This window comes from Shewanella sp. S23-S33 (genome assembly GCF_043359565.1).
Classification (GTDB): domain Bacteria; phylum Pseudomonadota; class Gammaproteobacteria; order Enterobacterales; family Shewanellaceae; genus Shewanella; species Shewanella oncorhynchi.
This window is the reverse complement of record NZ_JBHFFD010000044.1, coordinates 89147-115314: the sequence shown is the minus strand read 5'-3', so window position 1 is coordinate 115314 and position 26168 is coordinate 89147. Positions and strand designations below refer to the sequence as shown.

The 26168-nt window shown below is 47.3% G+C and carries 16 protein-coding genes; 10 read left to right on the top strand and 6 right to left on the bottom strand.

The annotated features are described in order from the left end of the window. Nucleotides 1-205: 205 nt before the first annotated feature. Nucleotides 206-1684: a ketol-acid reductoisomerase gene (ilvC, locus tag ACHA99_RS11775; protein WP_131524931.1), complete on the bottom strand. Its 1479-nt coding sequence runs from the start codon at nt 1682-1684 to the stop codon at nt 206-208. Nucleotides 1685-1915: 231 nt separating this feature from the next. Between ilvC and ilvY the strand changes: the two genes are divergently transcribed. After that, the gene (gene ilvY / locus ACHA99_RS11770) at nt 1916-2788 is read left to right on the top strand and encodes an HTH-type transcriptional activator IlvY (protein WP_105250471.1); all 873 of its coding nucleotides are present in this window, start codon (nt 1916-1918) and stop codon (nt 2786-2788) included. A gap of 193 nt (nt 2789-2981) precedes the next feature. Here the strand turns inward: ilvY and ACHA99_RS11765 are convergent, their stop codons facing one another. The 4 genes from ACHA99_RS11765 to ACHA99_RS11750 form a co-directional block, all read right to left on the bottom strand. Then, complete coding sequence (locus ACHA99_RS11765; protein ID WP_105250472.1) at nt 2982-4298, bottom strand: hemolysin family protein; 1317 nt, start codon at nt 4296-4298, stop codon at nt 2982-2984. A gap of 755 nt (nt 4299-5053) precedes the next feature. Next, nucleotides 5054-6838 carry a GGDEF domain-containing protein gene (locus ACHA99_RS11760; RefSeq protein WP_263237001.1) on the bottom strand — a complete coding sequence of 595 codons (1785 nt, stop codon included), beginning with the start codon at nt 6836-6838 and terminating at the stop codon, nt 5054-5056. A 45-nt stretch (nt 6839-6883) separates the two neighbouring features. Then, nucleotides 6884-7912 (bottom strand): ABC transporter substrate-binding protein, encoded by a 1029-nt coding sequence (locus ACHA99_RS11755; RefSeq protein WP_393942880.1) that lies wholly within the window; start codon nt 7910-7912, stop codon nt 6884-6886. A 712-nt stretch (nt 7913-8624) separates the two neighbouring features. Then, nucleotides 8625-9770: a DUF1963 domain-containing protein gene (locus ACHA99_RS11750; RefSeq protein ID WP_131524933.1), complete on the bottom strand. Its 1146-nt coding sequence runs from the start codon at nt 9768-9770 to the stop codon at nt 8625-8627. Nucleotides 9771-9988: 218 nt separating this feature from the next. On the opposite strand from ACHA99_RS11750, the gene ACHA99_RS11745 reads away from it, so the two are divergent. The 3 genes from ACHA99_RS11745 to ACHA99_RS11735 all read left to right on the top strand — a co-directional run bounded on the left by ACHA99_RS11745 (nt 9989) and on the right by ACHA99_RS11735 (nt 13482). Further along, nucleotides 9989-11515 (top strand): YifB family Mg chelatase-like AAA ATPase, encoded by a 1527-nt coding sequence (locus tag ACHA99_RS11745; protein ID WP_393942877.1) that lies wholly within the window; start codon nt 9989-9991, stop codon nt 11513-11515. A 112-nt stretch (nt 11516-11627) separates the two neighbouring features. Next, entirely contained in the window at nt 11628-12524 is an 897-nt protein-coding gene (locus tag ACHA99_RS11740) for an acyltransferase (protein ID WP_393942875.1), read from the top strand. A gap of 13 nt (nt 12525-12537) precedes the next feature. Further along, complete coding sequence (locus ACHA99_RS11735) at nt 12538-13482, top strand: acyltransferase (protein WP_131524936.1); 945 nt, start codon at nt 12538-12540, stop codon at nt 13480-13482. Between the two features lie 7 nt (nt 13483-13489). Here the strand turns inward: ACHA99_RS11735 and ACHA99_RS11730 are convergent, their stop codons facing one another. Continuing rightward, on the bottom strand, nt 13490-13984 hold the full coding sequence (locus tag ACHA99_RS11730) for a 2-thiouracil desulfurase family protein (RefSeq protein ID WP_131524937.1): 495 nt from the start codon (nt 13982-13984) through the stop codon (nt 13490-13492). A gap of 300 nt (nt 13985-14284) precedes the next feature. Here ACHA99_RS11730 and ACHA99_RS11725 point away from each other — a divergent pair, with 300 nt between their 5' ends. The 6 genes from ACHA99_RS11725 (at nt 14285) to ACHA99_RS11700 (ending at nt 26161) form a co-directional block, all read left to right on the top strand. Then, the gene (locus ACHA99_RS11725) at nt 14285-15052 is read left to right on the top strand and encodes a GntR family transcriptional regulator (protein WP_393942872.1); all 768 of its coding nucleotides are present in this window, start codon (nt 14285-14287) and stop codon (nt 15050-15052) included. 51 nt (nt 15053-15103) lie between these two features. Beyond that, nucleotides 15104-15982 (top strand): methylisocitrate lyase, encoded by an 879-nt coding sequence (gene prpB / locus ACHA99_RS11720; RefSeq protein ID WP_006084450.1) that lies wholly within the window; start codon nt 15104-15106, stop codon nt 15980-15982. A 167-nt stretch (nt 15983-16149) separates the two neighbouring features. After that, nucleotides 16150-17277, top strand: coding sequence for a 2-methylcitrate synthase (gene prpC / locus ACHA99_RS11715; protein WP_393942870.1), 1128 nt, complete (start codon nt 16150-16152; stop codon nt 17275-17277). A gap of 80 nt (nt 17278-17357) precedes the next feature. Continuing rightward, on the top strand, nt 17358-19961 hold the full coding sequence (gene acnD, locus ACHA99_RS11710; RefSeq protein WP_393942868.1) for a Fe/S-dependent 2-methylisocitrate dehydratase AcnD: 2604 nt from the start codon (nt 17358-17360) through the stop codon (nt 19959-19961). A 93-nt stretch (nt 19962-20054) separates the two neighbouring features. Then, on the top strand, nt 20055-21263 hold the full coding sequence (gene prpF, locus ACHA99_RS11705) for a 2-methylaconitate cis-trans isomerase PrpF (protein WP_168825993.1): 1209 nt from the start codon (nt 20055-20057) through the stop codon (nt 21261-21263). Between the two features lie 371 nt (nt 21264-21634). Then, a complete protein-coding gene (locus tag ACHA99_RS11700; protein ID WP_393942936.1) occupies nt 21635-26161 on the top strand; it encodes an EAL domain-containing protein in 4527 nt (1508 codons plus the stop codon). Nucleotides 26162-26168 lie beyond the last annotated feature (7 nt).

The window sequence follows — 26168 nt, the reverse complement described above, 5'->3', positions numbered from 1 at the left end:
ACGATAGACTCACTAACTGTGTCGTTTTTGCCCGCTCGACAACCCACTGAACAGGAAAAAATTTGTTTCTCACTAAACTGATTTATCACTAAGCAAGCTCAAGATGCGCGTTTCACTATCTTGAGCTTGCTTGGGAACTGATCTGAGACCCAAGTCCTTTGAGTCTCAACTCTCTCCCCCAATGCTGGGCTTAACTCACTATCACTTAAGCCTCAACAATGCTCTTCATATCTGTCATGTAACCGCGAAGCTCAGCGCCAACATATTCCACTGCCGTTTCACGAATAGCTTCGTTAACAGCGATGAGCGTTAGGTTGTCGACACCGGTTGCGCTGTCTTTCAGGCCAGCACCTAAATACTCAGATGACATGGCATTAACATAGTCGCGCAGCATAGGTACGGCGGCGTGATTGAACAGGTAGCAACCGTATTCGGCTGTGTCTGAAATCACTACGTTCATTTCGTACAAACGCTTACGGGCAATCGTGTTGGCGATCAGTGGGGTTTCGTGCAGTGACTCGTAATAAGCCGACTCTTCCACAATACCCGCAGACACCATAGTGTCGAACGCCAGTTCCACACCCGCTTTGATCATAGCAACAAGGAAAATACCTTTGTCGAAATAGGTTTGTTCGTCGATATGCTCGCTCGATACGGGCGCATTTTCGAAACCTGTTTCGCCAGTTTCCGCTCTCCAACGCAGTAAGTTCGCATCATCGTTTGCCCAGTCTTCCATCATAGTGCGTGAGAATTCGCCGCTGATGATGTCATCCATGTGCTTTTCAAATAATGGTTGCAGAATTTCTTTTAAATCTTCTGCAATTTCAAATGCTTTAATCTTGGCTGGATTAGATAAACGGTCCATCATGTTAGTGATGCCGCCATGTTTCAGCGCTTCAGTGACCGTTTCCCAACCTTGCTGGATAAGCTTGGCCGCATAGCCTGGCTCAACGCCATCGGCGATCATTTTCTCGTAACCTAAGATGGCACCCGTCTGCAACATACCGCACAGAATGGTCTGCTCGCCCATCAGATCCGACTTCACTTCGGCGATGAAAGACGACAGTAAAACACCAGCTCTGTCGCCACCCGTTGCGCTAGCGTAGGCTTTAGCAATCTCTAAACCGTCACCGTTTGGATCGTTTTCTGGGTGAACAGCGATAAGGGTAGGCACACCAAAACCACGTTTGTATTCTTCACGCACTTCAGTACCTGGGCACTTAGGCGCAACCATCACCACAGTAATATCGGAACGAACTTGCATACCCTCTTCAACAATGTTGAAGCCGTGTGAGTAAGACAAGGTAGAGCCTTGCTTCATCAGTGGCATAACTGCGTTAACCACGTTTGAATGCTGTTTGTCCGGCGTCAGATTAAGAACCAGATCCGCCGCGGGGATTAATTCTTCAAAGGTACCGACACGGAAACCGTTATCGGTCGCTTTTTGCCATGAGGCACGTTTCTGTTCAATTGCTTCAGGACGCAGGGCAAAAGAGATATTCAGACCCGAATCACGCATGTTCAAGCCTTGGTTAAGACCTTGAGCACCACAACCTAAAATAACAATATTCCAATCTTTGATGTAGTTACAGCCGTCGCTAAACTCAGAACGATCCATGAAACGACATTGGCCAAGCTGTGCTAATTGTTGACGTAAATTCAGAGAGTTAAAATAGTTAGCCATCTGATATACCACCTATAAGTCAGAAATTTTGGACGCAACCAAACTAACATAATGTTACGACTTGGTTGTGATTGAAATCACTATAACCCATGCTTATCATTGCTTAAAATGATATATTCGGAACTTCATATTGCATTATACGCAACGTCAGCCGCAATAACGCTCAGTAACACTGGCAGCAACATCGGCGGCAATATGCAGCACTCAAGCTCAGGCTAAACAGGATAAGTTATGGATATTCGTACCCTCAAATTGTACCTGCACTTATGTGACAGTTTGCACTTCGCCAAGACGGCGGAGCAGATGCATGTGAGCCCATCAACCTTAAGCCGAGCCCTGCAAAGATTAGAAGAGGAAGTAAACGCTAAGTTGTTAGAGCGGGATAATCGCAGCGTGACCTTAACCCACGCGGGACACGAGTTTAAGCGATTCGCCGAGCAGACCTTGAACCATTGGAGCACACTCAAGCACAGTATCGATCTCAAGCAGGACGTGCTGCGCGGTCGGTTAAATCTGTATTGCTCGGTCACTGCCGCCTACAGTCATTTACCGGGTTTATTGGATCTATTCCGCCAAGAGCATCCCTTCGTCGAAATCGCCTTAACCACGGGAGATGCAGCGAACGCGCTAGCAGAAGTGCAGCAGAATCGCGCCGATATCGCCATCGCTGCCCTGCCCGATCCTTTCCCCAGCAGCTTACACTTTGCCAAAATCGACGATGTGCCGCTGTCGATTATCGCACCGACGATCCGCTGTGCAGTACAGCAACAAGTTAGCCAAACGCCCATCGATTGGTCGAGCGTACCCTTTATCATCCCAGATCATGGCCCAGGGCGGCGCCGCGCCGATAACTGGTTCAAACAAATGGGCATCAGCCCTAATATTTACGCCCAAGTCTCGGGACAGGAGGCGATCGCCTCTATGGTAGCGTTAGGTTGCGGCGTGAGCATGAGCCCCGAAGTGGTGATCAATAATAGCCCAGTGCGAGATCGCATTCAGCTACTCTCGTCGCCGGTTGCTATTCCACCGTTCGAGTTAGGTTGCTGCTGCAAAGTGAAACGACTTGATGATCCCATCGTTAATGCGTTTTTGGATGTGATTTAAACGGGGAAAGTAATACAAAATAAAAGTGCGAGTGAAGAGTTTCAACGAGATAGAAAACCGAAACGGCTCTCAAAAAGCTAAAAACTTAGCTAAAGAGAACCGCTTCACTATCGAACAGTTGCTATCAAATTGGTGCTAACAAACTATTGCCACAGGATTTCTATCGCAAGGCAATCAACACAAGATGACAGGATTACACATCCGGCGAGTTGAGCTTATCAATAGGATCGATACGAGTCACCAATAGCTGATCGACCTTGTACGAATCGATATCGACCACCTCAAATTTATAGCCTGCATAGTTCACGAAATCCGTACGCTTAGGGATTTTACGCAGCATATACATCATAAAACCAGCAATGGTTTCGTAGTTCTGATTATGCGGAAACTCCTCAATACCAAAGGCGCGCATTACGTCGGTAATAGGCGTCACACCGTCGACTAACCAAGAGTTGCTATCACGGGCGATGATCTGCTCTTCGCTCTCGTGCAATGACCAAGCCCCCATTACGGCGCGCTGTAGATCGTTGGTAGTCACAATCCCCACCACTAAAGCGTATTCGTTCATTACCACGGCAAAATCGGCGCGACTATTTTTAAAGTATTCCATCGCTTCTGACAGGCTCAGCGTATCGGGAATGATCAGCGAAGTATGGATTAAGTTACTGCCTTTTAAGATGATATTCTCACCGTTGATCACACGGATCAGCAATTCTTTCGCATCCACGAAGCCTTTGATCATATCCAACTGACCATCGCAGACGAGGAACTTAGTATGGGGATCTTCAGAAATTTTACGCTTGATATCTTCTTCACTGTCTTGCAGTAAAAAGTACACTAAGCTTTCACGGGCCGTCATGGCCGAAGTCACAGAAACGGTTTGCATTTCAAACACATTTTCCATCATCTGTTGCTCACCACGATCTAGCACCCCAGCTTCGGCACCCGCATTCATGACGGCATAAATGTCGTCGGAGGTGATGGCATCGTTACGCACGGTTGGGATCTGCAGCAGTTTAAAGATACCACTCGCCATGCCATTGAAAAACCACACTAATGGGCGTAATAGCACAATACAGAAAGACATAGGCCCGACAACAGCTAAAGCGACAGGCTCAGGCATCGCCATGGCAATGCGTTTTGGCATTAAATCGGCGACTAAAATAAAGGCGCTGGTTACCGTTATGAAGGATAAAACAAAGCTCAATTGGCTCAGCCAAGGCTCGGCGACTAAAGGGGAAAGCAATTGATAGAAGTAAGGCCGAAATGCCGACTCCCCCACAATACCGCCCATGATGGCAACGGCATTAAGACCAATTTGTACTACCGTAAAAAAGCTGCCGGGAACGGCTTGTAACTGCAGCACTTTTTCTGCTCGTGCATCGCCTTCATCGGCTAACTGACGTAAACGAATTTTACGTGAAGCGGCAAGTGCAATTTCTGACATAGAGAAAAAACAACTCGCGCCGATTAGACACAATATAATCATCACGTTATCAAAGAGACTCATGTAACACCTTTCATTTAACACTGGACTAACTAGGACCAACTCGCGCTTTATTGCTCGCAAGTCAGTTGAATTCATTGTATTTGAGCAAAGTTTGCTTTGTCTGGTCGCTGCACAACAAGATTGTATTGACCACTTTCACCCCAAAGATGAATGAGCGCTTAGATGACAATCCTTAGGGTGCACTCAGTATATCTGCAAATTCACGAGTTATGCGTGACTCCGCTCTCGCAGCCCACGCATAGCGCTAATGCACTTGCATCATTTAAGTAATGTTTTATGTCGAAACGACTGAATATACAGCATTTAATTATTTTACTCGACTCGATGGCATTAGACATCCGAGCGCGGTGGCTTTGATATTGAGCTGCTAGAACGTACATTTAAACCAACAGAATTGACTATGCAGTCGTGGCTTTGCTTAGTTGCGTTACGTAAAATACGTCCAGAATGGCAGCATGGATGTCACTCAGAGTGCATCGCTAAATCGACAATAGGCGACAGATTATATCTCATCTGCCGCCTAATATTACCTCACCTTGAGTAATTTTTATCTTAGCGACTTATCTACAGCTGTGTTTCACATAAATGTTATCAATTAGTTAGCATGATTGAGGACGTCTGTGGCGTGGTGATGCTAACCGAATATGTCTCCAATTTTGCAGCATAGCGCCTAGACTCTTGAAGCTCAGTAGCCAATCCAGCAACGTGTTGTGATATCTTGGCGAAAGAGTAACGTCACCTTCAACCGGCTCCCATTAAATCACTTCAACCTCGACTCTATTGCGACCTTTATCCTTAGCGCGATAGAGGCAAACATCGGCGCGGCGTAATACGTCGGCCATCTTAAATCCCGAGATCTTATCTAATGGCAAAAACACGCTGCCAATACTGATCGTCACCACAGCCAAGGGAGATACTTGATGGGGAATATTGAGTTGCTCAACGAGATAACACAGTTGCGTAGCAATAGCCGTTAACTGTGCTGGCGTGACCTGCTCGACGACCAAAGCAAACTCTTCACCACCAATGCGAGCCAATAGAGCATTGTTCGGCAGGATATCGCACTGTGCTAAGGCATCTGCCACCCGCTTGAGCACAGTATCGCCTTCAAGATGACCATAAGTGTCGTTGTAGGATTTGAAATAATCGATATCCAACATTAACAATCCCGCTGGAGTGTTAGCTTGTAGCACAGTAGCTAATCTTTCGGTAAAGGGTCGTCTATTAGCTAAGCCAGTTAACTCATCGGTTTCAGCCATCACCTTTAATTGGCTATTCGCGGCAACCAGCGCTTGTTGTAGCACTATCATCTGACGCTCTTTCTGTTCGCGTAGCAGTAACTCGTTCAATGCGGTGGCGAATTGGGTCAGCATATTCTTTTTCTGGGCGTTCCAATTTAATGGCCGCGACACAGTCGACAGCGAGAGCAATCCCAATAACTCCCCAGCATTTTTAATCGCAAAGGCGGCAATCGAACATATCCCCACGGATTTCATTACCTCATATTCCTGTGGTGAAAAAGCCTTTAACGCCTCAAGATCCTCAATCACTAAGGTCGATTCCGTCTCGAATTTTTTAGCCAGTTGAGCAATATTATCTACCGAAATCACTTGGACCTTATTTGCGTGTAAGTCACTGGTCCAAAAGCTGCGGTAATAGGCATGCTGCTGATTGAATTCGAGAAGACTCACCCTTTCAACATCAAATAACTGACCTATTTTGTGGCATACCTCAGTTAAGGTTTTATCCACATTGCAGGTATCTATACTCAAAAATTGCAACGAAATCTCAGCCAACAATTGATTCGACTGCGACTGCCAATCTAATTCTTTAGTTCGTTCTTTGACTAAGTCAGACAATAAATGCTGCTGTTGTTGCAGTGCACGTTGCTGACGTTTATTGATGGCTAAATCATTACGTATCCTTTGATACATACCCTTAAGTGACAATGCAACATGGGCTATTTCATCGGGTCTTGCGGTTACCGTCTCGGGCACAGATAACTTTTTTAACGAGTTAAGATTGATTTTATTAGTGAAATCTTCCAATGCCGACAATCTATCTGTCACCATGAGTCGCACTAAGGTCAAAATCAAATAAATCATCAATAGGGTCTTTAACCCATTACCGAGCACGATAAAAATCAACTGCCGCCACAGCTCGTAGTAAAGCCGATTGGTATCTAACCCTACGGTCAAAGTCGCTATCGACTGCTCTTGATAGGTCACAGGATAGTGAAATAGAGTTTGCGACTCATCATCGGTTAACAAAGGTTTACCCAGATGCATAGTGACGCCATCGATACTGTCTAAATGTACACTCGACACTAGTGGCATCATCCCCAGTCCAGAGAGCAAATCCGATAACAAGCTACGGTCGACGTCCCACAGTGACTTAGCCACGCTTGGCAAAATAGATTCTGAATACTCGCGGATATCCGAAGTCGCATTATCGATACTATCCTGATAGTTCCAAATCAACTGTACCAGCATAGTTAACACAGCAAAAAACGAGCTCACCCCAATAATAATCAGCGTCATCTTGTGGCTAATAGAATGATTACGATGCTTCATGTACACCTGTTATTACGCCTTGAGGGGCAACTTATTCAAAATCTGAGACTGGAAAATCTGTGGCCAATCTTGAGCAACTAACATTTGATAAAATGCCGAGTCTGGTTGCAAAACACCGAACAAGGCAACATTGTCATAGGGGAAATATTTTTTATGCTGCTGATAATATTGCAATTCGACCAAACCTAAAGCGCCAACCAAAAAATGCCCGCCACCAATAACACTCACAGAGTGCTGGCGACAAAGCTGTAAAATCTCAGGTGAAGTATTGATCGTACCGACAAATACATCTTTACCAGACACCAAACCTTTTTCCTTCAATGCCTTAAGCACCCCAATCGCCATACGATCACTGGCGGTCCAAATCACATTCAGATCAGGATAACGATTCAGCAGGGTTAACGCTTGCCCATAAGCCACAGCCTCACTCCATTGGCCATAGACCGTTTGAGTCAGAGTGGCATTGGACTGCATAAAGAAATAGTCGCTGGTGCCTTGGGTACGTAACACTGAAGCAGGTGTCGATTTATCGCCCGAAATCAACAGAACTTTAGCCGCCTTTCCCTCTAAGTCATCCATTAAGGCCTTAGCGGTCGCCGAACCAATAGCGTAATTATCGGGAATAATGGCGGGTAACAGATATTCTTGCCAATGAGGATCTTGCAGCAAGGCATCACGCTCGCCAGGGGAAATATCATTTAAAATCAATTGCACATAAACAGGGTGAGGATAAAGCGCCTGCAGCATTTTTATCGCGGATTGTTTTTCATTAACCAGAATAACGTAATTAGGTAACACCTTTGCAGAAGCTAACAACTCATCGAGTTGAGTGATCATCTTGAAGTGATTGCGATCGGAATGAATGATATCGAGTTTAATATCGAGTGTCGTCGATGCCGCCAACATCAATTGGTCGACATCTCCCCAAAAACTGTCATCGACAGCCCCAGGATTAAAGAAAACCACATCGAGTTTTGCCCATGCTGCCCCACCAAAACCCGCAGTACAGATAAACACACACGCTAACATCCACGAACGCATAGGCGAGTTCTCCTCGACCATGTTCCCTCAAATGTCATCCTTCACAAGAGGTCACTTTATTATTATCGATTCACAACCTTGTTACCGCATCGCCACCCAAAATGTTGCTAAAATCGGCAGCAGATGTTTCGATTAAACCACAAAATGATACAAAGTATACTTTATATGCTGACTATTTATTCAGACACCCTGTCGGTATAGGGGGGCGAGTGGCTCAGTAGCAGAATGTTTATGGGGATGTAAGTGGCGGCCTTATGGTCAGTCTTGCAACCTAACCACGGAGAAAATGACGGGGACTTAAAAGGAATACAAGTTAGAACTCAGACGTTAATGCAGCCTAGCGGTCAAGTTGAATCAAGGTCGTGGGGAGGGGAACCATGATTTTCAGTGGAGGGTAAACCAAATGAGACTGCTCAACGATGCCCTCATATAATGGCATAGGTTGACAAATCTCTATTAACTGATTGAAATAATTAAATATAACTATCAAGCACTCAATCTATTCAGTGGTAATCATTTATCCCAGAATCAATCCTTTATAACTCATATTCATTCAAAGGCACTAAATTGTGCTTGTGACTCTTCTTTTAATCGGTCGCAACATACACCTTCAATCGTCTCGATGTACTCCTATTGCTGTGTAGCCCGTATCGCCCAGCAATAGCCCGTATCGCCCAGCAAAAAGGTTGGCTGTAGCCAACCTTTCAATGAACTAATAATCATAAATGCAGTAAATGCGATCGAATTTTCCTAACTTTAAATCCGCTTGGTGGATAATAAAATTCAATTGCATAGAATGCTCACTGTAGACGACTTTGAACAGTACTAGATAATCTTCGGCATTGCCGCCTAATTCAGCCGCGGCATGGAGTTCGGGGGCTTTATAGCGACTATCGCCATGGCCATTAATGCTGGCGATACCATTGTAATACGGCAGCGGCTGCTCGGGGACCAGCAATACCTGCAAGTTGGATGACTGCCAGTCGGTATTAGCCCATTGCGATTGAGTGAGAATCTGACCAGGGATAAACCCCTGCTCATTCAATTGTATCAGCTCATAGCCCTTGAGCTGATCTTGCCACTCTGGTGCCAATTCATCATCCACAACCGCTAGGGCCTCCAGCACCATAGCTTGTTGCGGTTCTGGTAGCGCTTGTAAACGTGCCTTGGCTAACTTTACTAAATGCGGGTTGTCACTATTAATCATGTCAGGGGCTATCATCTTAATGCTGGCAATTCCCTGAAGTTGATAAGCCTCTTCATACTCATAGTTTGCACATACCGCATCGTCGAACTTAGGTTCGGCAATCGCTTTTCCAGAGTTCAGTTGCTGATCCTCTGCGACATAATAGACATGGCCGCGAAGCATTTCCGAGAATCGCCAGCGCTCCAAAAAGAACAACAATCGCCCTTCTCGAGGCAAATAAGATTGAAACGCCTTCAGGTCGCTGCAGTTGAGCTGTGCGATAAATTGCATGGGCACACGGAAGGCTTGCGCCGCCTCGTCCCAATCCCAATTATGCTCCTCATCAGTCTCCCAATCGTCCTGCCAGTCCTCCCGCCAATGCTCATTAATAAACTCGCGGGTATGGCCAAAGCTCTCAACATAGCCATCCAACATCTCCTCCCTTCCGACCAAAGTCACCGGATAATCCATGCCAACAGGCAAATCCGGCAATCCACCCAGTCGGCTATTACCTAACTGGCCATAGTCTTCGATTGCACAGGGATAGAGATCGACACTACTTCGAATAAATGCCGAAAGCGTATGGGCAAGATGCGGGTCTTTAAACTGCGCCAACTTTTGCTCTAGCAGCTGCTGACGAATGGGGGAATTTTCTGCTAACAACATATCCATATTTACCTCACGACTCCAATATTTGTTTTTTTATCATTTCTATCAACTATTTGCCACCTTCAAATAAGGCAAATTGCTAAACCTATCACACGATTAGCAAAGCCGGAGTCAACGGCTTGCTAATGAGAAGGGCAACAACCTAGGCGATAGGAAACCCCTCCCATTAATTACTGCTACACTCAAATTCAGCGCAAAAAAATTAACAAAAGGATTTGTTTATGGCGATAGCCTGTGTCAATACCCGAGCCAGTTGTGGAGTCGAAGCTCCTCAAGTCACAGTTGAAGTGCATCTCAGCAACGGCTTACCAGCATTTAATCTTGTAGGCTTACCCGAAGCTTCGGTAAAAGAAGCCCGTGAGCGAGTACGCAGTGCCTTGATCAATGCGGGATTCGAGTTTCCAATGCGGCGGATAACAGTCAATCTCGCGCCAGCTGATTTACCTAAACAAGGTGGCCGCTACGACTTACCCATCGCCGTGGGCATATTGGCTGCTTCGGAACAGATTCCCATTAACAGTTTAAAAAATATCGAGTTTGTCGGCGAGCTGGCACTGTCTGGGCACATACGTTACTGCCAAGGATTATTGCCCGCGATTATCGCGGCAAAGCGCCAAGACCATACCTTGGTCTTACCGCAAGATAACCGCCACGATGCCGAGCTAGTCGGCTATCCCAATGTGTTATTTGGTTCGCATCTGCAAAGTCTAGCCGCGTATTTACAAGGGCAAAACCAACTGCCCACACTGGCGCCACAGTTAGAATGGGTAAGCCAAGAGACACCCGAGTCCCATACTTGCCTGAGCGATGTGATTGGCCAATATCAGGCCAAGCAAGCACTCGAAATTGCCGCTGCGGGTAACCACAACCTCTTGATGCTAGGCCCGCCGGGGACTGGCAAGACCATGCTTGCCAGCCGCATGATGGCGCTATTGCCCGCACTCAATTATGAGGAAGCGTTAGAAGTGGCGGCAATTCATTCCGTTGCTGGACTCGACATTAAACCGCAGCATTTTTTACAGCGACCATTTAGGGCGCCGCACCACACGAGTTCTTCGATTTCCCTCGTGGGCGGTGGCAGTATCCCAAAACCAGGGGAGATCTCCCTCGCCCATCGCGGTGTATTATTCTTGGATGAAGTGGCTGAATTTCCGCGTAAAGTCTTAGATTGCCTGCGCGAACCGATGGAAACCGGCGAAGTAGTGATTTCCCGCGCCGCCGCTAAGCTGACATTTTTAAGTCGATTCCAATTAATCGCAGCGATGAATCCTAGCCCTAGTGGCGACTTGGATAGCCATCATAGATCCAGCCCAGAACAAATCCAACGTTACCTTTCGCGGCTTTCAGGTCCGTTTCTCGATCGTTTCGACTTGACCATAGAAGTGCCCAAACTTCCCGCGGGCACTTTGACTCAAGCCGCGCCGCAGACAGAAACCAGCCAAGATATCGCCAAACGAGTTAAGCTAGCACGTGAGCTACAACTCGCCCGTGCTGGTGTGCTCAATAGCGAACTTACAGGGAAACAATTGAAACGCTTCAGCGGACTCAGTGATGGTGATTTAGTATTTTTGGAGCAAAGCGTGGTGAAGCTTGGCCTTTCGGTTCGCAGTTTTCATCGTATACAAAGAGTCGCCCGCACTATCGCCGATCTTGAACAAGCCCCTAACACCGAACGCCGTCATCTTGCCCAAGCACTGGGTTATCGTGCTATGGATAGGTTGCTGGCACGACTATCCCAGCAATATTGAGTCAGCCGCTTTACAGTGAAGATGAACAAATGCACCGACCAGCTGTGCCTAAGATTGAGCCAAACGCCTACACCGAGTAACATAGGCCTCCAATTTTTGTCAGGGGGCTCGGATGGGAATGCTGTTTTCACAGATAAAAGGCTGTATTGCATTTTTAGGTTACGTTATAAATACCGTCTTTTGGACTATCCCAATCGTGTTAATCAGTTTTGTAAAACTGATACCTATCAGTCCATTAAGGACTGCGACTAGTCATGTGCTCGATTTTTGTGCCAGCGCTTGGATCAGCGTCAATGGCGTGATTGAGCGTTGCTTACATCCCGTTAAAATAGAACTGAGTGGTGACGCCGACTTTTCCACTAAAGAGTGGTACATGGTGATAGCCAACCACCAGTCTTGGGTCGATATCCTGATCCTGCAGCGGATTTTTAATCGAAAAATCCCTTTCTTGAAGTTTTTCCTCAAGCAAGAACTGATTTTTGTGCCGATTTTAGGCCTAGCTTGGTGGGCGCTCGATTTTCCGTTTATGCGCCGTTATAGCACGGCACAGCTACGTAAAAAACCTAAGCTAAAGGGCAAAGACATTGAAATTACACGTAAAGCCTGTGCTAAGTTCAAGGCTAAACCTGTAAGTGTGATGAACTTTGTCGAAGGCACACGCTTCAGCAAGGCTAAGCATCAAAAACAAAACTCACAGTTCCAACATTTGCTAAAACCTAAAGCGGGCGGTATGGCCTTCGCGCTATCAGCCATGGGTGAACAGATCCACAAGCTAGTCGATGTCTCCATTTACTACCCAGACGCAGTACCGAGCTATTGGGACTACCTGACAGGCAAGTTGCCAAGCGTTAAAGTACACATCAAGGTCTCCGATATTGATCCTGCGATGCGCGGCGATTATATGAATGACCGCGATTTTAAAATTGGCTTCCAAGAACAACTGAATCAACTCTGGCTCACTAAGGATCAAGTGTTAAGCCAACTCGCTAGCCAAGCGAATAAAGAATAAAGGTAACGCCACTATGTTGAATTTCCTGCCTGGTTCAGTGTTGTTTATTCTGAGCTTAAGCTTGCTGATCATTAATACCGCCGTTTGGGGCTCGCTTATCAGCATTGGCGGATTAGTGAAACTTGTGATGCCAGCACAAGGTGCGCGCAATGCGGTGACTGCGGTCATGAACCGTTTTATGTGGGCTTGGGCCTGCTGCAACGGTGGCATCTTGTATTTGATCGCTAAAATTGAGTGGGATGTCAAAGGGCTCGAAGGACTCGATAAAAACAGCTGGTATTTGCTGATCAGCAACCACCTCAGTGGATTCGATATCGCCGCGCAAACTTACGTGTTACGTAACCACATCCCTATGCTGAAGTTCTTCCTCAAAAAAGAACTCATCTATGTGCCCATCATGGGCCTAGGATGTTGGGCGCTGGATATGCCATTTATGAATAGAACCAGCCCCGCAAAACTCAAAAAGAATCCAAAGCTTAAGGGTAAAGATTTAGCGACCACACGCCGCGCCTGTGCCAAGTTTAGCAATATGCCCACGTCGATCATTAACTATGTTGAAGGCAGCCGTTTTACCCAAGATAAACATCAGCGCCAAAACTCGCCTTATCAACATTTGTTACGTCCTAAAGCGGGTGGTATCGCCTTTACCTTATCAGCCATGGGCGAACAATTTACTAACCTGCTGGATATGACAATCGTCTACCCAGATGCGCCTGAAGATATTCTGTTTGGGGTGATGAATGGTAAGGTCAGTAAGATTATTGTGCGAATTAACGCCCTGCCCGTGCCTCAGGTCGATGCGGCACGTTATTTCTCTGAGTCTGAGTACCGCGTCGAATTCCAGCGCTGGTTAAACCAAGTGTGGGCGGAAAAAGATCAACAAATTGATGCTTTACTCCAAACGCACCAAAGTGTGAATAATAAGGCCACCAGCCCAAATCACACTCAAGCAAGCTAGCTCGTCTCTAGCTTTGCTCTAGTTTAGCAACGCATGCCGCTGCAGCGGATAACTCCAATTCATTGAATACGGTTATTCCTGCGGCGCTGAGTTTTTCAGCTGTCAATCCTTGTCCCGCAATTAACTGTTTTACAAATTGACCATCGTAAATCTGCCTATTACCACAGGATGGACTGCGGGCTTTTAAAATCGCCACTTTAATCCCGTGTTGCTGCGCCAGCTTAAGCGCGAGATCGGCTCCCAGACTAAAAGCGTGGGTCACATCCTCACCCTGAGCGGTTAAGATACGCTGTCCAATCCGCTCCGCTGGCGGTCTAGGTGTTGGCAAACCGCCTGCACATTCGGGACAAATCGCCACAATCCGCCCTTGCTCGAGCCACGTTTGCACCAGCTCGCTCTCCATCAAGTTATGGCCACCGTCGTAGCGCACCGCTTGTCCGAGTAAACAACTGCTCACTAACACTTTTTCCACTGTCATCCCCAAATGTCTCATTCCGCCCATAGCATAACGCGAAGGATAAACATGCCAAATGCATTTGGACGATTTTCTCCAAAACCATCAACATCCGCAACGAGGTTGGAAGGTTAAAACCACGTCATTGTTGACAATTTAATATTTAAATATTCATAACACAAAATATTAACAACGAGATAATTAAAATAAAATGATAAAAATCAATAATAAAAATAGAAATCCATTGAAATATAGACTTACGTCTAAGTAAACACATTGTTGACAATCCACCAAGGGAGGGCTATTTTTTACCCATTGTCGACAATCCTATTAATAGTGATGCGTTCTATGTTGAAGCAAGACACGACGTTCGTTTCTGATGACACTCAAGTTACCCACCTGCACAAGGTCAAATCGACCTCGGCAGATAAAACGTCGACCACATTAGCCGATCAAATTTTGGTGCAGATCCAAACCAGCATTATCAAGGGCGAACTGCCTGCAGGCAGCAAGATTAACGAGCAAGCACTGGCCGAAAAATACGGCATCAGCCGCGGCCCGACCCGCGAAGCACTGCAAACCTTAGAAAGACAACGTTTAGTAGTGCGTGCGCCCCATGTTGGGGCCCGCGTCGCCCAACTGACGGTGAATGAACTTAACGATTTATATCAACTACGTAGCGTACTTGAAGGCATGGCCTGCGAACTCGCCGCCAGCCGTATTACCCCAGAACAATTAGTCAAACTAGAAGATCTGCTCGCAACGCAAGAAGCGGCGCTCGCCAAGGGCGATACTTACTTCCAAGAGGAAGGCGATGTCGATTTTCACTACCAAATTATTCAAGCCAGCGGTAACAAGCATCTGCAGGAAACCTTAGTAGGCGGCCTGTATCACTTGCTACGTATGTATCGCTACCAGTGCACTAATAAAAGTCGTCCCGTGAAAGCGATTGCCGAACACAGACGCATAGTCGAAGCCATTGCCCAGCGTGATGGTGAATTGGCCAGTTTGCTGATGCGCCGCCATATCGAACAGGGGCGTAAAAATACCGAATTACGCTTAATTGAATTGCAAGCCAATGCAGCCGCAAAAGAAACCTTAGCCAACATTAGCTAAGTTCATACGGCTCAATATGCCACGTCCCATAAAATGGAAAAGGATAAAACCATGACTCAAAGCGCAGGATTACGTTTTCGCCAAGCTCTTGCTAAGGCCAAACCGTTACAAATCGTTGGCACCACCAATGCCTATTTTGCCTTAATGGCAGAACAAACAGGCTTCCAAGCCTTGTATCTTTCGGGCGCTGGCGTTGCCAATGCTTCCTACGGTTTGCCTGACTTGGGCATGACCTCAATGAACGACGTGCTGATTGATGCCGGTCGTATCACCTCAGCCACACAAGTGCCTTTATTGGTAGATATCGATACTGGCTGGGGCGGCGCATTCAACATTGCTCGTACCATCAAAGAATTCGAAAAAATCGGCGTCGCTGCTGTGCACATGGAAGACCAAGTGTCGCAAAAGCGTTGCGGCCATAGACCCAACAAAGCAGTCGTGAGCATTGAAGAAATGGTCGATCGCATTAAAGCGGCCGTCGATGCCCGTACCGATCCTAACTTTGTGATCATGGCGCGCACCGATGCGGTCGCCGTGGAAGGTTTAGAAGCAGGTATCGAACGCGCGCAAGCCTATATTGCCGCCGGTGCCGACATGATCTTCGCCGAAGCCTTAACTGAGCTAGACCAATATCGCCATTTTAAAGCACAGGTAAAAGCACCGATTTTGGCGAACATGACTGAATTTGGTCAAACCCAATTGTTCAATAAAGAAGAACTCGCCGAGGCGGGCGCCGACATGGTGCTTTATCCACTCGGTACTTTCCGTGCAGCCAACCAAGCCGCACTGAACGTCATGCAAGCGCTGATGAATGATGGTCATCAACGCAACGTGCTAGACACGATGCAGACCCGTAAAGACTTGTATAAATACTTGGGCTACCACGCCTTTGAAGACAAGTTAGATCAACTGTTCAGCCAAGATAAATAACCGAAAAGCTGCAACCCTACAGGGTTTGGCGTTAAAACCGATTTAGCGTTAAACAAATTACATAAAAAGTGCAGCCTTAACCAATAAATGTCGGCGAATAAGTGCTCTGAAATGAGCACTGAAATCCGCCAGCAATAACCAAACAGAGTTAACGGAAGGGAAGGATTATGTCAGAAGCTAAAAAACTAAGCGGTGCAGGATTACGTGGCCAGAGCGCAGGCGAAACCGCATTGAGCACAGTGGGCGTGTCAGGCAGCGGCCTAACGTACCGCGGTTATGATGTGAAAGATCTCGGTGAAAATGCCACCTTCGAAGAAGTCGCTTACCTTATTCTTTACGGCGAGCTGCCCACGGCAGCCCAACTTGATGCCTACAAAACCAAACTCAAAGGCCTTCGCGGTCTGCCGCAAGCATTAAAAGAAGTATTGGAGCGCATTCCCGCCGACACTCATCCTATGGATGTGATGCGTACTGGCTGCTCTATGCTAGGTAACTTAGAAGCCGAGCACAGCTTTGCCGAACAGAGTGAAATCACCGACCGTTTACTCGCCGCATTCCCATCGATCATCTGTTACTGGTATCGCTTTAGCCACGATGGCGTGCGTATTGATACTGAAACCGATGACGATCAAATTGGCGCACACTTCCTGCACTTATTGCATGGCAAAGCGCCGTCGGCACTGCATGCTAAAGTGATGGACGTATCGTTAATTCTTTATGCAGAACATGAATTTAACGCATCAACCTTTACCGCTCGCGTATGTGCTTCCACCCTGTCAGATATGCATTCATGCGTGACTGGGGCGATTGGTTCACTGCGCGGCCCTCTGCATGGCGGCGCGAACGAAGCGGCGATGGAACTGATCCAAGACATGAAAGATGAAGCCGATGCGCGCGACATCTTAATGGGCAAACTCGAGCGTAAAGATAAGATAATGGGCTTCGGTCACGCAATTTACCGCGACAGCGATCCACGTAACGCCATCATCAAAGAATGGTCAGAAAAACTGGCGGCTGCCAACGGTGACGACCGCCTATACCGCGTATCAGTTGCCTGCGAAGCCCTGATGTGGGAACAGAAAAAACTCTTCTGTAATGCTGACTTCTTCCATGCCAGCGCTTACCACTACATGGATATTCCGACTAAGTTGTTTACGCCAATCTTCGTGTGTTCACGCGTCACTGGCTGGGCGGCGCACGTGATGGAGCAACGCTCTAACAACCGCATCATCCGCCCGAGTGCCGATTATGTGGGCGTTGCGCCGCGCAAAGTGGTACCAATTGCCAACCGTTAAGCAAAATTGACCACACTTGGCGCGAGATTTCACTCAATGTAAGTCTCGCGCCAACTTCATTTTCCGAAATGGATGATGTTATGAGCACTGCTATGAATACCCAATATCGTAAGCCCTTACCCGGCACTCAACTCGATTACTTCGATACCCGCGAAGCCGTAGAAGCCATTCAAGCTGGCTCGTATGCCAAGCTGCCTTACACCTCGCGCGTTTTAGCTGAAAACTTAGTCCGTCGCTGCGATCCGGCCGTTTTAACCGACTCGCTAAAACAGATTATCGAATCTAAGCAAGAACTGGATTTTCCTTGGTTTCCTGCCCGCGTGGTGTGCCACGACATTTTGGGGCAAACCGCTTTAGTTGACCTTGCGGGTCTGCGTGACGCTATTGCCGCTAAGGGTGGCGATCCGGCCAAAGTGAACCCTGTTGTACCAACACAATTAATTGTGGATCACTCACTCGCTGTCGAATTTGGTGGTTTTGATAAAGACGCCTTCGCCAAAAACCGCGCCATCGAAGACAGACGCAACGAAGACAGATTCCACTTTATTGATTGGACGCAAAAAGCCTTTAAAAACATTGATGTTATCCCTCAGGGTAACGGCATCATGCACCAAATTAACTTAGAACGTATGTCGCCTGTGGTGCATTCACGCAATGGCGTGGCCTTCCCAGATACCTTAGTCGGCACCGATAGCCACACGCCGCACGTTGATGCGCTCGGCGTTATCGCCATAGGTGTCGGTGGCTTAGAAGCCGAAAGCGTCATGCTAGGGCGCGCATCCTATATGCGTCTACCGGACATTATCGGTGTCGAGCTCACGGGCAGACCACAGCCAGGCATTACGGCTACCGATATCGTATTAGCCTTGACCGAGTTTCTACGCGCACAAAAAGTCGTCTCCTCTTATTTAGAGTTCTTCGGTAAGGGCGCAGCGGCGCTGACATTAGGCGATCGCGCCACGATTTCGAATATGACACCTGAATTTGGCGCCACTGCGGCCATGTTCTACATCGACCAGCAAACCTTAGATTATTTGACCTTAACTGGCCGCGAAGCCGAGCAAGTTAAACTGGTTGAAACCTATGCCAAAACCGCAGGTTTGTGGGCCGACAGCTTGACCGAAGTACACTATCCACGCGTACTGCATTTTGATTTATCTTCGGTGGTGCGCACCATTGCAGGGCCATCAAACCCACATGCACGGGTGCCAACATCAGAATTGGCTGAGCGCGGAATTAGCGGCGTAGTCGAAAACGAGCCAGGCTTAATGCCCGATGGTGCTGTGATTATTGCGGCGATTACCAGCTGTACTAACACCAGTAACCCACGCAACGTGATTGCTGCAGGTCTCATTGCCCGCAACGCCAACGCTAAAGGCTTAAGCCGCAAACCTTGGGTCAAAACCTCACTGGCACCAGGCTCAAAAGCGGTGCAGTTGTATTTGGAAGAAGCCAAGCTATTGCCTGAACTTGAACAACTCGGTTTTGGCATTGTTGGTTTTGCCTGCACGACGTGTAACGGCATGAGCGGCGCGCTGGATCCTGTGATTCAAAAAGAAGTGATCGACCGCGACTTGTACGCCACCGCTGTGTTATCGGGTAACCGTAACTTCGATGGCCGTATTCACCCTTATGCAAAACAAGCCTTCTTAGCATCGCCGCCATTGGTCGTCGCCTACGCGATTGCCGGCACCATACGTTTCGATATCGAAAAAGATGTGTTGGGATTAGATAAAGACGGCAACCCAGTCAAACTTATCGACATTTGGCCATCGGATGAAGAAATCGATGCCGTGATTGCCAAAAGTGTTAAACCTGAGCAGTTCCGTAAAGTGTACGAACCCATGTTTGATTTAGCCGTCGATTATGGCGAACAAATCAGCCCGCTGTACGATTGGCGCCCGCAATCTACTTATATTCGTCGCCCTCCTTACTGGGAAGGCGCATTGGCCGGAGAGCGCACGTTAAAAGGCATGCGACCACTGGCGGTGCTGGGTGACAACATCACCACCGACCATTTATCGCCGTCGAACGCCATTATGATGGACAGCGCCGCGGGCGAATACCTGCACAAGATGGGCTTGCCGGAGGAAGACTTTAACTCCTACGCCACCCACAGGGGGGATCACTTAACCGCCCAGCGCGCCACCTTTGCCAATCCCAAGCTTAAAAACGAAATGGCGCTGGTTGATGGCAAAGTACAACAAGGCTCACTGACGCGTATCGAGCCAGAAGGCCAAGTGACCCGTATGTGGGAAGCGATTGAAACCTATATGGAACGTAAGCAGCCGCTGATCATCATAGCGGGCGCAGATTACGGCCAAGGTTCGTCCCGTGACTGGGCCGCCAAAGGCGTGCGTTTAGCGGGGGTTGAGGCCATTGTTGCCGAAGGTTTCGAGCGTATTCATCGCACTAACTTAGTCGGTATGGGCGTGTTGCCACTGGAATTTAAAGCCGGTGACAACCGCGCCACCTATGGTATAGACGGCACCGAAGTGTTCGATGTGCTCGGCATTCCAGCGCCAAGAGCAGACTTAACTGTCGTTATCACCCGTAAAAACGGGGAGCGCATCGAAGTGCCAGTCACATGTCGTCTCGATACCGCCGAAGAAGTGTCTATCTACGAGGCCGGCGGCGTATTGCAGCGTTTTGCTCAGGACTTTTTAGAGTCGAATCTGAAGTAAAACTCGCTTTCAACAGGTGGCGACTCCACACGTGAATCGCCACCTTTGATAGCAACGCTAACCTGTATCGCTATTCCCCTTGGAGTTAATAGCATGAGTAAGAATTTTTTCCCGCCACAAATCAAAGTCGCCGCGACTTATATGCGCGGCGGCACCAGCAAGGGCGTGTTTTTCCGTCTGCAGGATTTACCTAAAGCCGCACAAGTTGCAGGTCCTGCACGTGATGCCTTGTTACTACGAGTGATAGGCAGCCCAGACGCTTACGGTAAACAAATCGATGGCATGGGTGGAGCCACCTCGAGCACCAGCAAAGCCGTGATCCTCTCCCCTAGCACCCAAACCGATCACGATGTCGATTACCTCTTCGGCCAAGTGGCGATCGATAAACCTTTTGTCGATTGGAGCGGTAACTGTGGCAACTTGACCGCCGCTGTCGGTGCCTTTGCCATCAGCAATGGCTTAATTGATACGGCCCGTATTCCACACAATGGCGTCTGTACAGTCCGAATTTGGCAAGCCAACATAGGCAAAACGATTATCGCCCATGTGCCCATCACCAAGGGTGAAGTGCAAGAAACCGGTGATTTTGAGCTCGATGGTGTGACCTTTCCTGCCGCCGAAGTGCAAATCGAGTTTATGAACCCGGCTGCCGATGAGGATGCCAGCAGTGGCGGTGGCAACATGTTCCCTACGGGCAATCTTGTCGATGTGCTAGAAGTGCCGGGCATTGGCAACTTTAACGCTACTATGATCAACGCGGGCATTCCCACCATTTTTATCAACGCAGAAGACTTAGGCTACACAGGCACTGAGCTACAGGATGATATTAATAGTGACAATGCCACCCTTGCCAAATTTGAAACCATTCGCGCCTATGGCGCCGTGCGTATGGGCTTGATTTCGCATATTGATGAAGCAGTTGCACGCCAACACACGCCTAAGATCGCCTTTGTCGCTAAACCTAAAGCCTATGTGTCATCGAGCGGCAAAACCGTCAATGCAGATGAAATTGACCTACTGGTACGCGCCTTGTCTATGGGCAAACTGCACCACGCAATGATGGGCACGGCTGCCGTTGCGATTGGTACGGCGGCGGCAATTCCCGGCACTTTAGTCAACTTAGCCGCAGGCGGAGACACTCACAAAACGATAGATGCTGTACGTTTCGGTCATCCCTCAGGCACCTTGCGCGTTGGCGCTGAGGCAAACTTAGTGAATGGAGAATGGACGGTTGTCAAAGCCATTATGAGCCGCAGCGCCCGCGTGCTGATGGAAGGTTTTGTGCGGGTGCCCGCTGCGTAACTTTATCTAAGTAAAACAGTTCAACCAAAGACCTTGCTTCTCCCCCTTCCGGCAAGGTCTTTTTTCTATTCTCGCCCATCATTTTAATCTGCTTCGCCCGTATTTGTCTTAGCATGATATGTTGACATACCTGAAACAATGCTAAGATCCTTTAGCAAAAACGCCAGAATACAAACTCGTCATAAAAAGAATATTGGCAGTAAAACGGTACAGTTAATATATTGCATGATCTATTACAGAATCGTGCCCATCGATTTTGGTTATTTTTAAACCAAGTCAGCAATTTAAGTCGCATTTTTACAGCAAAATGGCATGTAAGGTCTAGGCTAAGAACTAAACTAAATAGAAACCTAATCAGGATGGGTCCGTTTTTGGTAGGGGAAAATTTGAGTCAACTAATCCACAAGCTAATATTTAGTACGCTTTTTATCCTAAGTTTGTGGGGGATCTCGTGCAATGGATTAGCTCAACCATTGAGCGCGGCTTCCACACAGCTCAAATTTGAACATATTCGCAGTGAAGATGGCCTTACCCAAAATACGATTACCAGCCTGTTTATGGACAATGCAGGTATGTTATGGATTGGCACTCAAGATGGTTTGCATGCTTATAACGGTCACAGCTTCAATATTTTCCCCCATTCACCCAATGATCCGAGGAGTATTTCTGAGAGCTATGTCTCTGACATTATTCAAGACTCAGAAGGTAATATCTGGGTTTCGACTTTCAGCCAAGGGGTAAATCGACTCGATTTGAGCACAGGGACCTTTGAACACTTTGGCCAAGAACAAGGGCTTACCGATCCACGCACAACCAAACTCAGCGTTGTAGGCAATACACTCTGGATTGGTACTAAAGCAGGACTATTTTCCCTATCGACCAAAACCAAACGCATTACCCAAGTGAACTTAGGTAATAGTGTTCAACCCCACATCACCAGCTTAGCCAATGTTGAAGACACTTACCTTCTGGCAGGAACACAAGATAGCGGCACCTTTGCTGTCAGTGCCAATACTATCACTCGCTTAAATGTCCCGCAGAATCTCACTGCACATCAAATTAGGGCACATTCCGCTAATGCGATCACTTTAGCTCTGGGTGAGCAATTATGGCATTACAACTTGGCGTCACAACAGGGCGAAATCCTCTGGCAGACAGACGATAATGTGCCTTACATTAAAGATTTTATCCAAACTGAGCAGGGTGACTTTTGGGTTGTTGGGCCAGAAGCCGGTCTTATTCAACTCGAGAGAAACGATAAGGCATTTACTGCTACCTACCACAGGTATGATCCTAAGCGTACCAACAGTATCAGTGAAAATAACATACTGAGCTTACTGCAAGATCCCTTTGGCAATTTATGGTTAGGTGCCAGTTATTCTGGTCTAGATAAAATTAATACCCGTCGTCAGTATTTTCAGCATATTTACGAATCCACCCCTAATCTGTCGAAACAAAGTAACAACATTCGCACCTTGTTCCGCAGCCAAGATAATGCGCTATGGATAGGCACCGAAGGTGCTGGGCTTAAACGCATGTTGGCCAATGGAAAATATGAACACTACACGGAGCTCTTTGCTAACGCCTTAGGGATGCATCAACGCAACTTAAATCTTATCCTGCGAGATATAGACCAAGACAAAAATGGCGTGCTTTGGTTTGCCACTAACTATGGGTTAGGTCGACTGGCGCTAGATGGCCAATTCCAGTTACTCAAGGTGACAGAACGCACTGATCAAGGCTCAGAAACCAATTATATCCGTAGTTTAGATATTGATGAGCAAGGTCACCTCTGGGTGGCAACAACCGATGTCCTCTACCGTAAGGCGATAAATACCGATGAATTTACTTTTATCTCATTGGCACATATTGATAATTTCTATCCTGCACAAAACCAGTTTTTAATCCTCAGAACACACAAAGATACGCTATGGATAGGTACACTCGATGGCCTGCTTAAGCTGGATATGAAAACAGGCACAGGTAAATCCTACTTCCATCAATCCTCAGACAAAAACAGCCTGATCAACAACCGTGTCCGCGATATTTTAGTCACAAAATCGGGCGAGGTATGGTTTGCCACCCATGGTGGGATCAGCAAGTTACCGTCCCAAGAGGCCGATGCAGGTTTTAGCCACTATACCCGCAATCAGGGATTACCAAGTGATACCATCTATGCCTTACTCGAGGATCAAGAACACAACATTTGGTTTAGTAGTAATGCGGGGATAGGAAAGCTCAATCCTAAAACCAATCGTGTCATCATATTTAACGAACAAGAAGGGCTACAAGCACTGGAGTTTAACGGTGGCGTAAAACTTGAAGACAGCGATGGCGATCTCTGGTTTGGTGGTATTAATGGCATAAATCGTTTCAATCCAAAGTCAATTCCAGATCAACGACCCGATGTTAAAGTCGCACTCACTGGCTATAGTATTGCGGGTAAAGGGCACACTATTCTCGATTTGAGCCATCCACCTAGCATAGTAATGGACTATAGCGATCAGCTGATCAGTTTTGAGGTGACCTCATTGGATTTCAGCTATACGGGTAAAAACCGCTTCAGCTATTTTCTTGAAGGATTTGATAACGAGTGGCATGAGCTCCCCACAGGTAATGAAATCACCTTCACCAATATTAACCCTGGCCACTACCAACTGCATGTTCGCCATGGGCTGCAATACAACACTCAAGGTGACTACGCCCTTTCTGTCGATCTTCATGTACAAGCGCCCTTCTATCGAACTCAGTTCGCCTACGCCCTCTATAGCTTGCTCTCTCTATGGCTGTTGGCTTGGATCATTATCTGGCGCAAAAGAAAACGCCAGCAACAGCGCGAATTTGAAACCAGTATCCGCGCCTCAGAGGAGCGACTCAAACTTGCACTTTGGGCCTCTGGCGATGGCATGTGGGACTGGAACATACCAGAAAATCGAGTCTATCGTACCAATATGGATTCTTCAGTCCCCCATTGGAATAGCAGCAATATAGCCCATGAGAGCATGCACTCAGAGGATAGGGAAAGATTCAAATTTGAGCTTAACGAACACCTTCAAGGTCGTTCGCCTTTCTTCGAAGCAGAGTACCGAGTCGAACGCTCCCCCGGTAATTGGGTATGGATTTTAGACCGCGGTAAAGTGGTGGAAAAAGATAGCCTAGATAATCCGATCCGCATGACAGGGACCAACCGCAACATTACCTCACGCAAACTGATTGAAAACGAGTTGGTACTGTCATCACAAGTGCTCAACAGTATGAACGAAGCCGTTGTAGTGGGAGGATTAAATTATCGAATTCGTTCGGTCAACCCAGCATTTTGTGCCATTACAGGGTACACAGAACGCCAAATAACCGACAGGCATTTCATTCACTTAGCCTTTAGTCGCCAACAGCGGGAGTTGTTCAATACAATTGAACAACAGCTACTGCGTCACAAACATTGGGTCGGAGAACTGTGGATCCGCAATAAACAACGTCAGGCCATTTTAGTCTGGCTTGAAATCAACCAAGTAATCGATATCAAAGGCGAAACCAGTCACTTCGTTGCAGTATTTACCGACATCACAGAGCGGAAAAAAGCCGAAGAAGATCTGCGTTTTCTCGCCAGCTTCGACACATTAACTGGCTTACCTAACCGAACCTTATTTCAAGACAGGCTCAATCACGCGATTACTCAAGCGCACAGAGCGAATAATATCGTTGCCTTGCTGTTCTTAGACCTCGACCGCTTTAAACATATCAACGACTCTATGGGTCATCATGTCGGGGATTTGTTACTGAAAGCCGTGGCAAGACGACTGCAAAATGCGGTGCGTGATGGCGATACTGTTGCACGCTTAGGTGGCGATGAATTTACTATTATTTTAGAAGGTGTTGCGAAAACAAAAGCCGCAACCCTGATCTCAGAAAAAGTACTCAGAGCATTCCAAACGCCCTTCCTATTGGACGATAAAACGCTGACCATTTCGACCTCAATAGGTATCAGCTTATACCCTAACGATGCGGACAATGCCGACTCACTGATTAAATTTGCCGATACCGCCATGTACCACGCAAAATCATCAGGTCGAAATAACTTTCAGTTTTATACCTCTAAGTTAAATGAAATCGCCACCCGTCATGTACAACTCGAAAGTGGTTTAAAGGAAGCTATCCAACGCAAAGAACTAAGCTTGGTTTATCAACCTAAATTCTGTTTACGAGATGGTTCACTCACAGGACTGGAAGCACTTTTACGTTGGTATCACACTGAACTTGGCCCCATTTCCCCCGTCGAGTTTATTCCACTGGCGGAAGAAACCGGCATCATCACCCAAATTGGCCATTGGGTGATCAACCACGCCTGCCAGCAATTAGCCGAATGGAATAGCCTAGGATTTAACGGGATCACTATCGCCGTCAACCTATCGGCTCGCCAACTGAAAGCGGACATTATCTCCACCATCGAAGTTGCTTTAGCCGTATCAGGTCTCCCGGCTCAATCCCTTGAGCTTGAGCTTACTGAATCAATGATCATGGGCAATCCGCAGGAATCGGTCAGCATCCTATCTAAACTCAAGGCCCTAGGATTGACCATAGCCGTGGATGATTTTGGTACGGGTTATTCGAGCCTAAGCTATCTCAAACGCTTCCCGATAGACACACTCAAAATCGATCGAGAATTTGTCAGAGACATCACCAACGATCCCGACGATGCCGCCATCACCAGCGCCATTATTGCCCTCGCTCACAGCTTAGAACTGAATGTCGTCGCCGAAGGCGTAGAGACCCAAGAACAGCTCAACTTCTTGGCGATGCAGGGTTGCGATCAAGTACAAGGTTTTTTACTGAGTAAACCCTTAAATGCCGAAGATTGTTTAACCTTACTCAAAAATCAATCTAAGCCACAGCCACTTTGATTTAAGG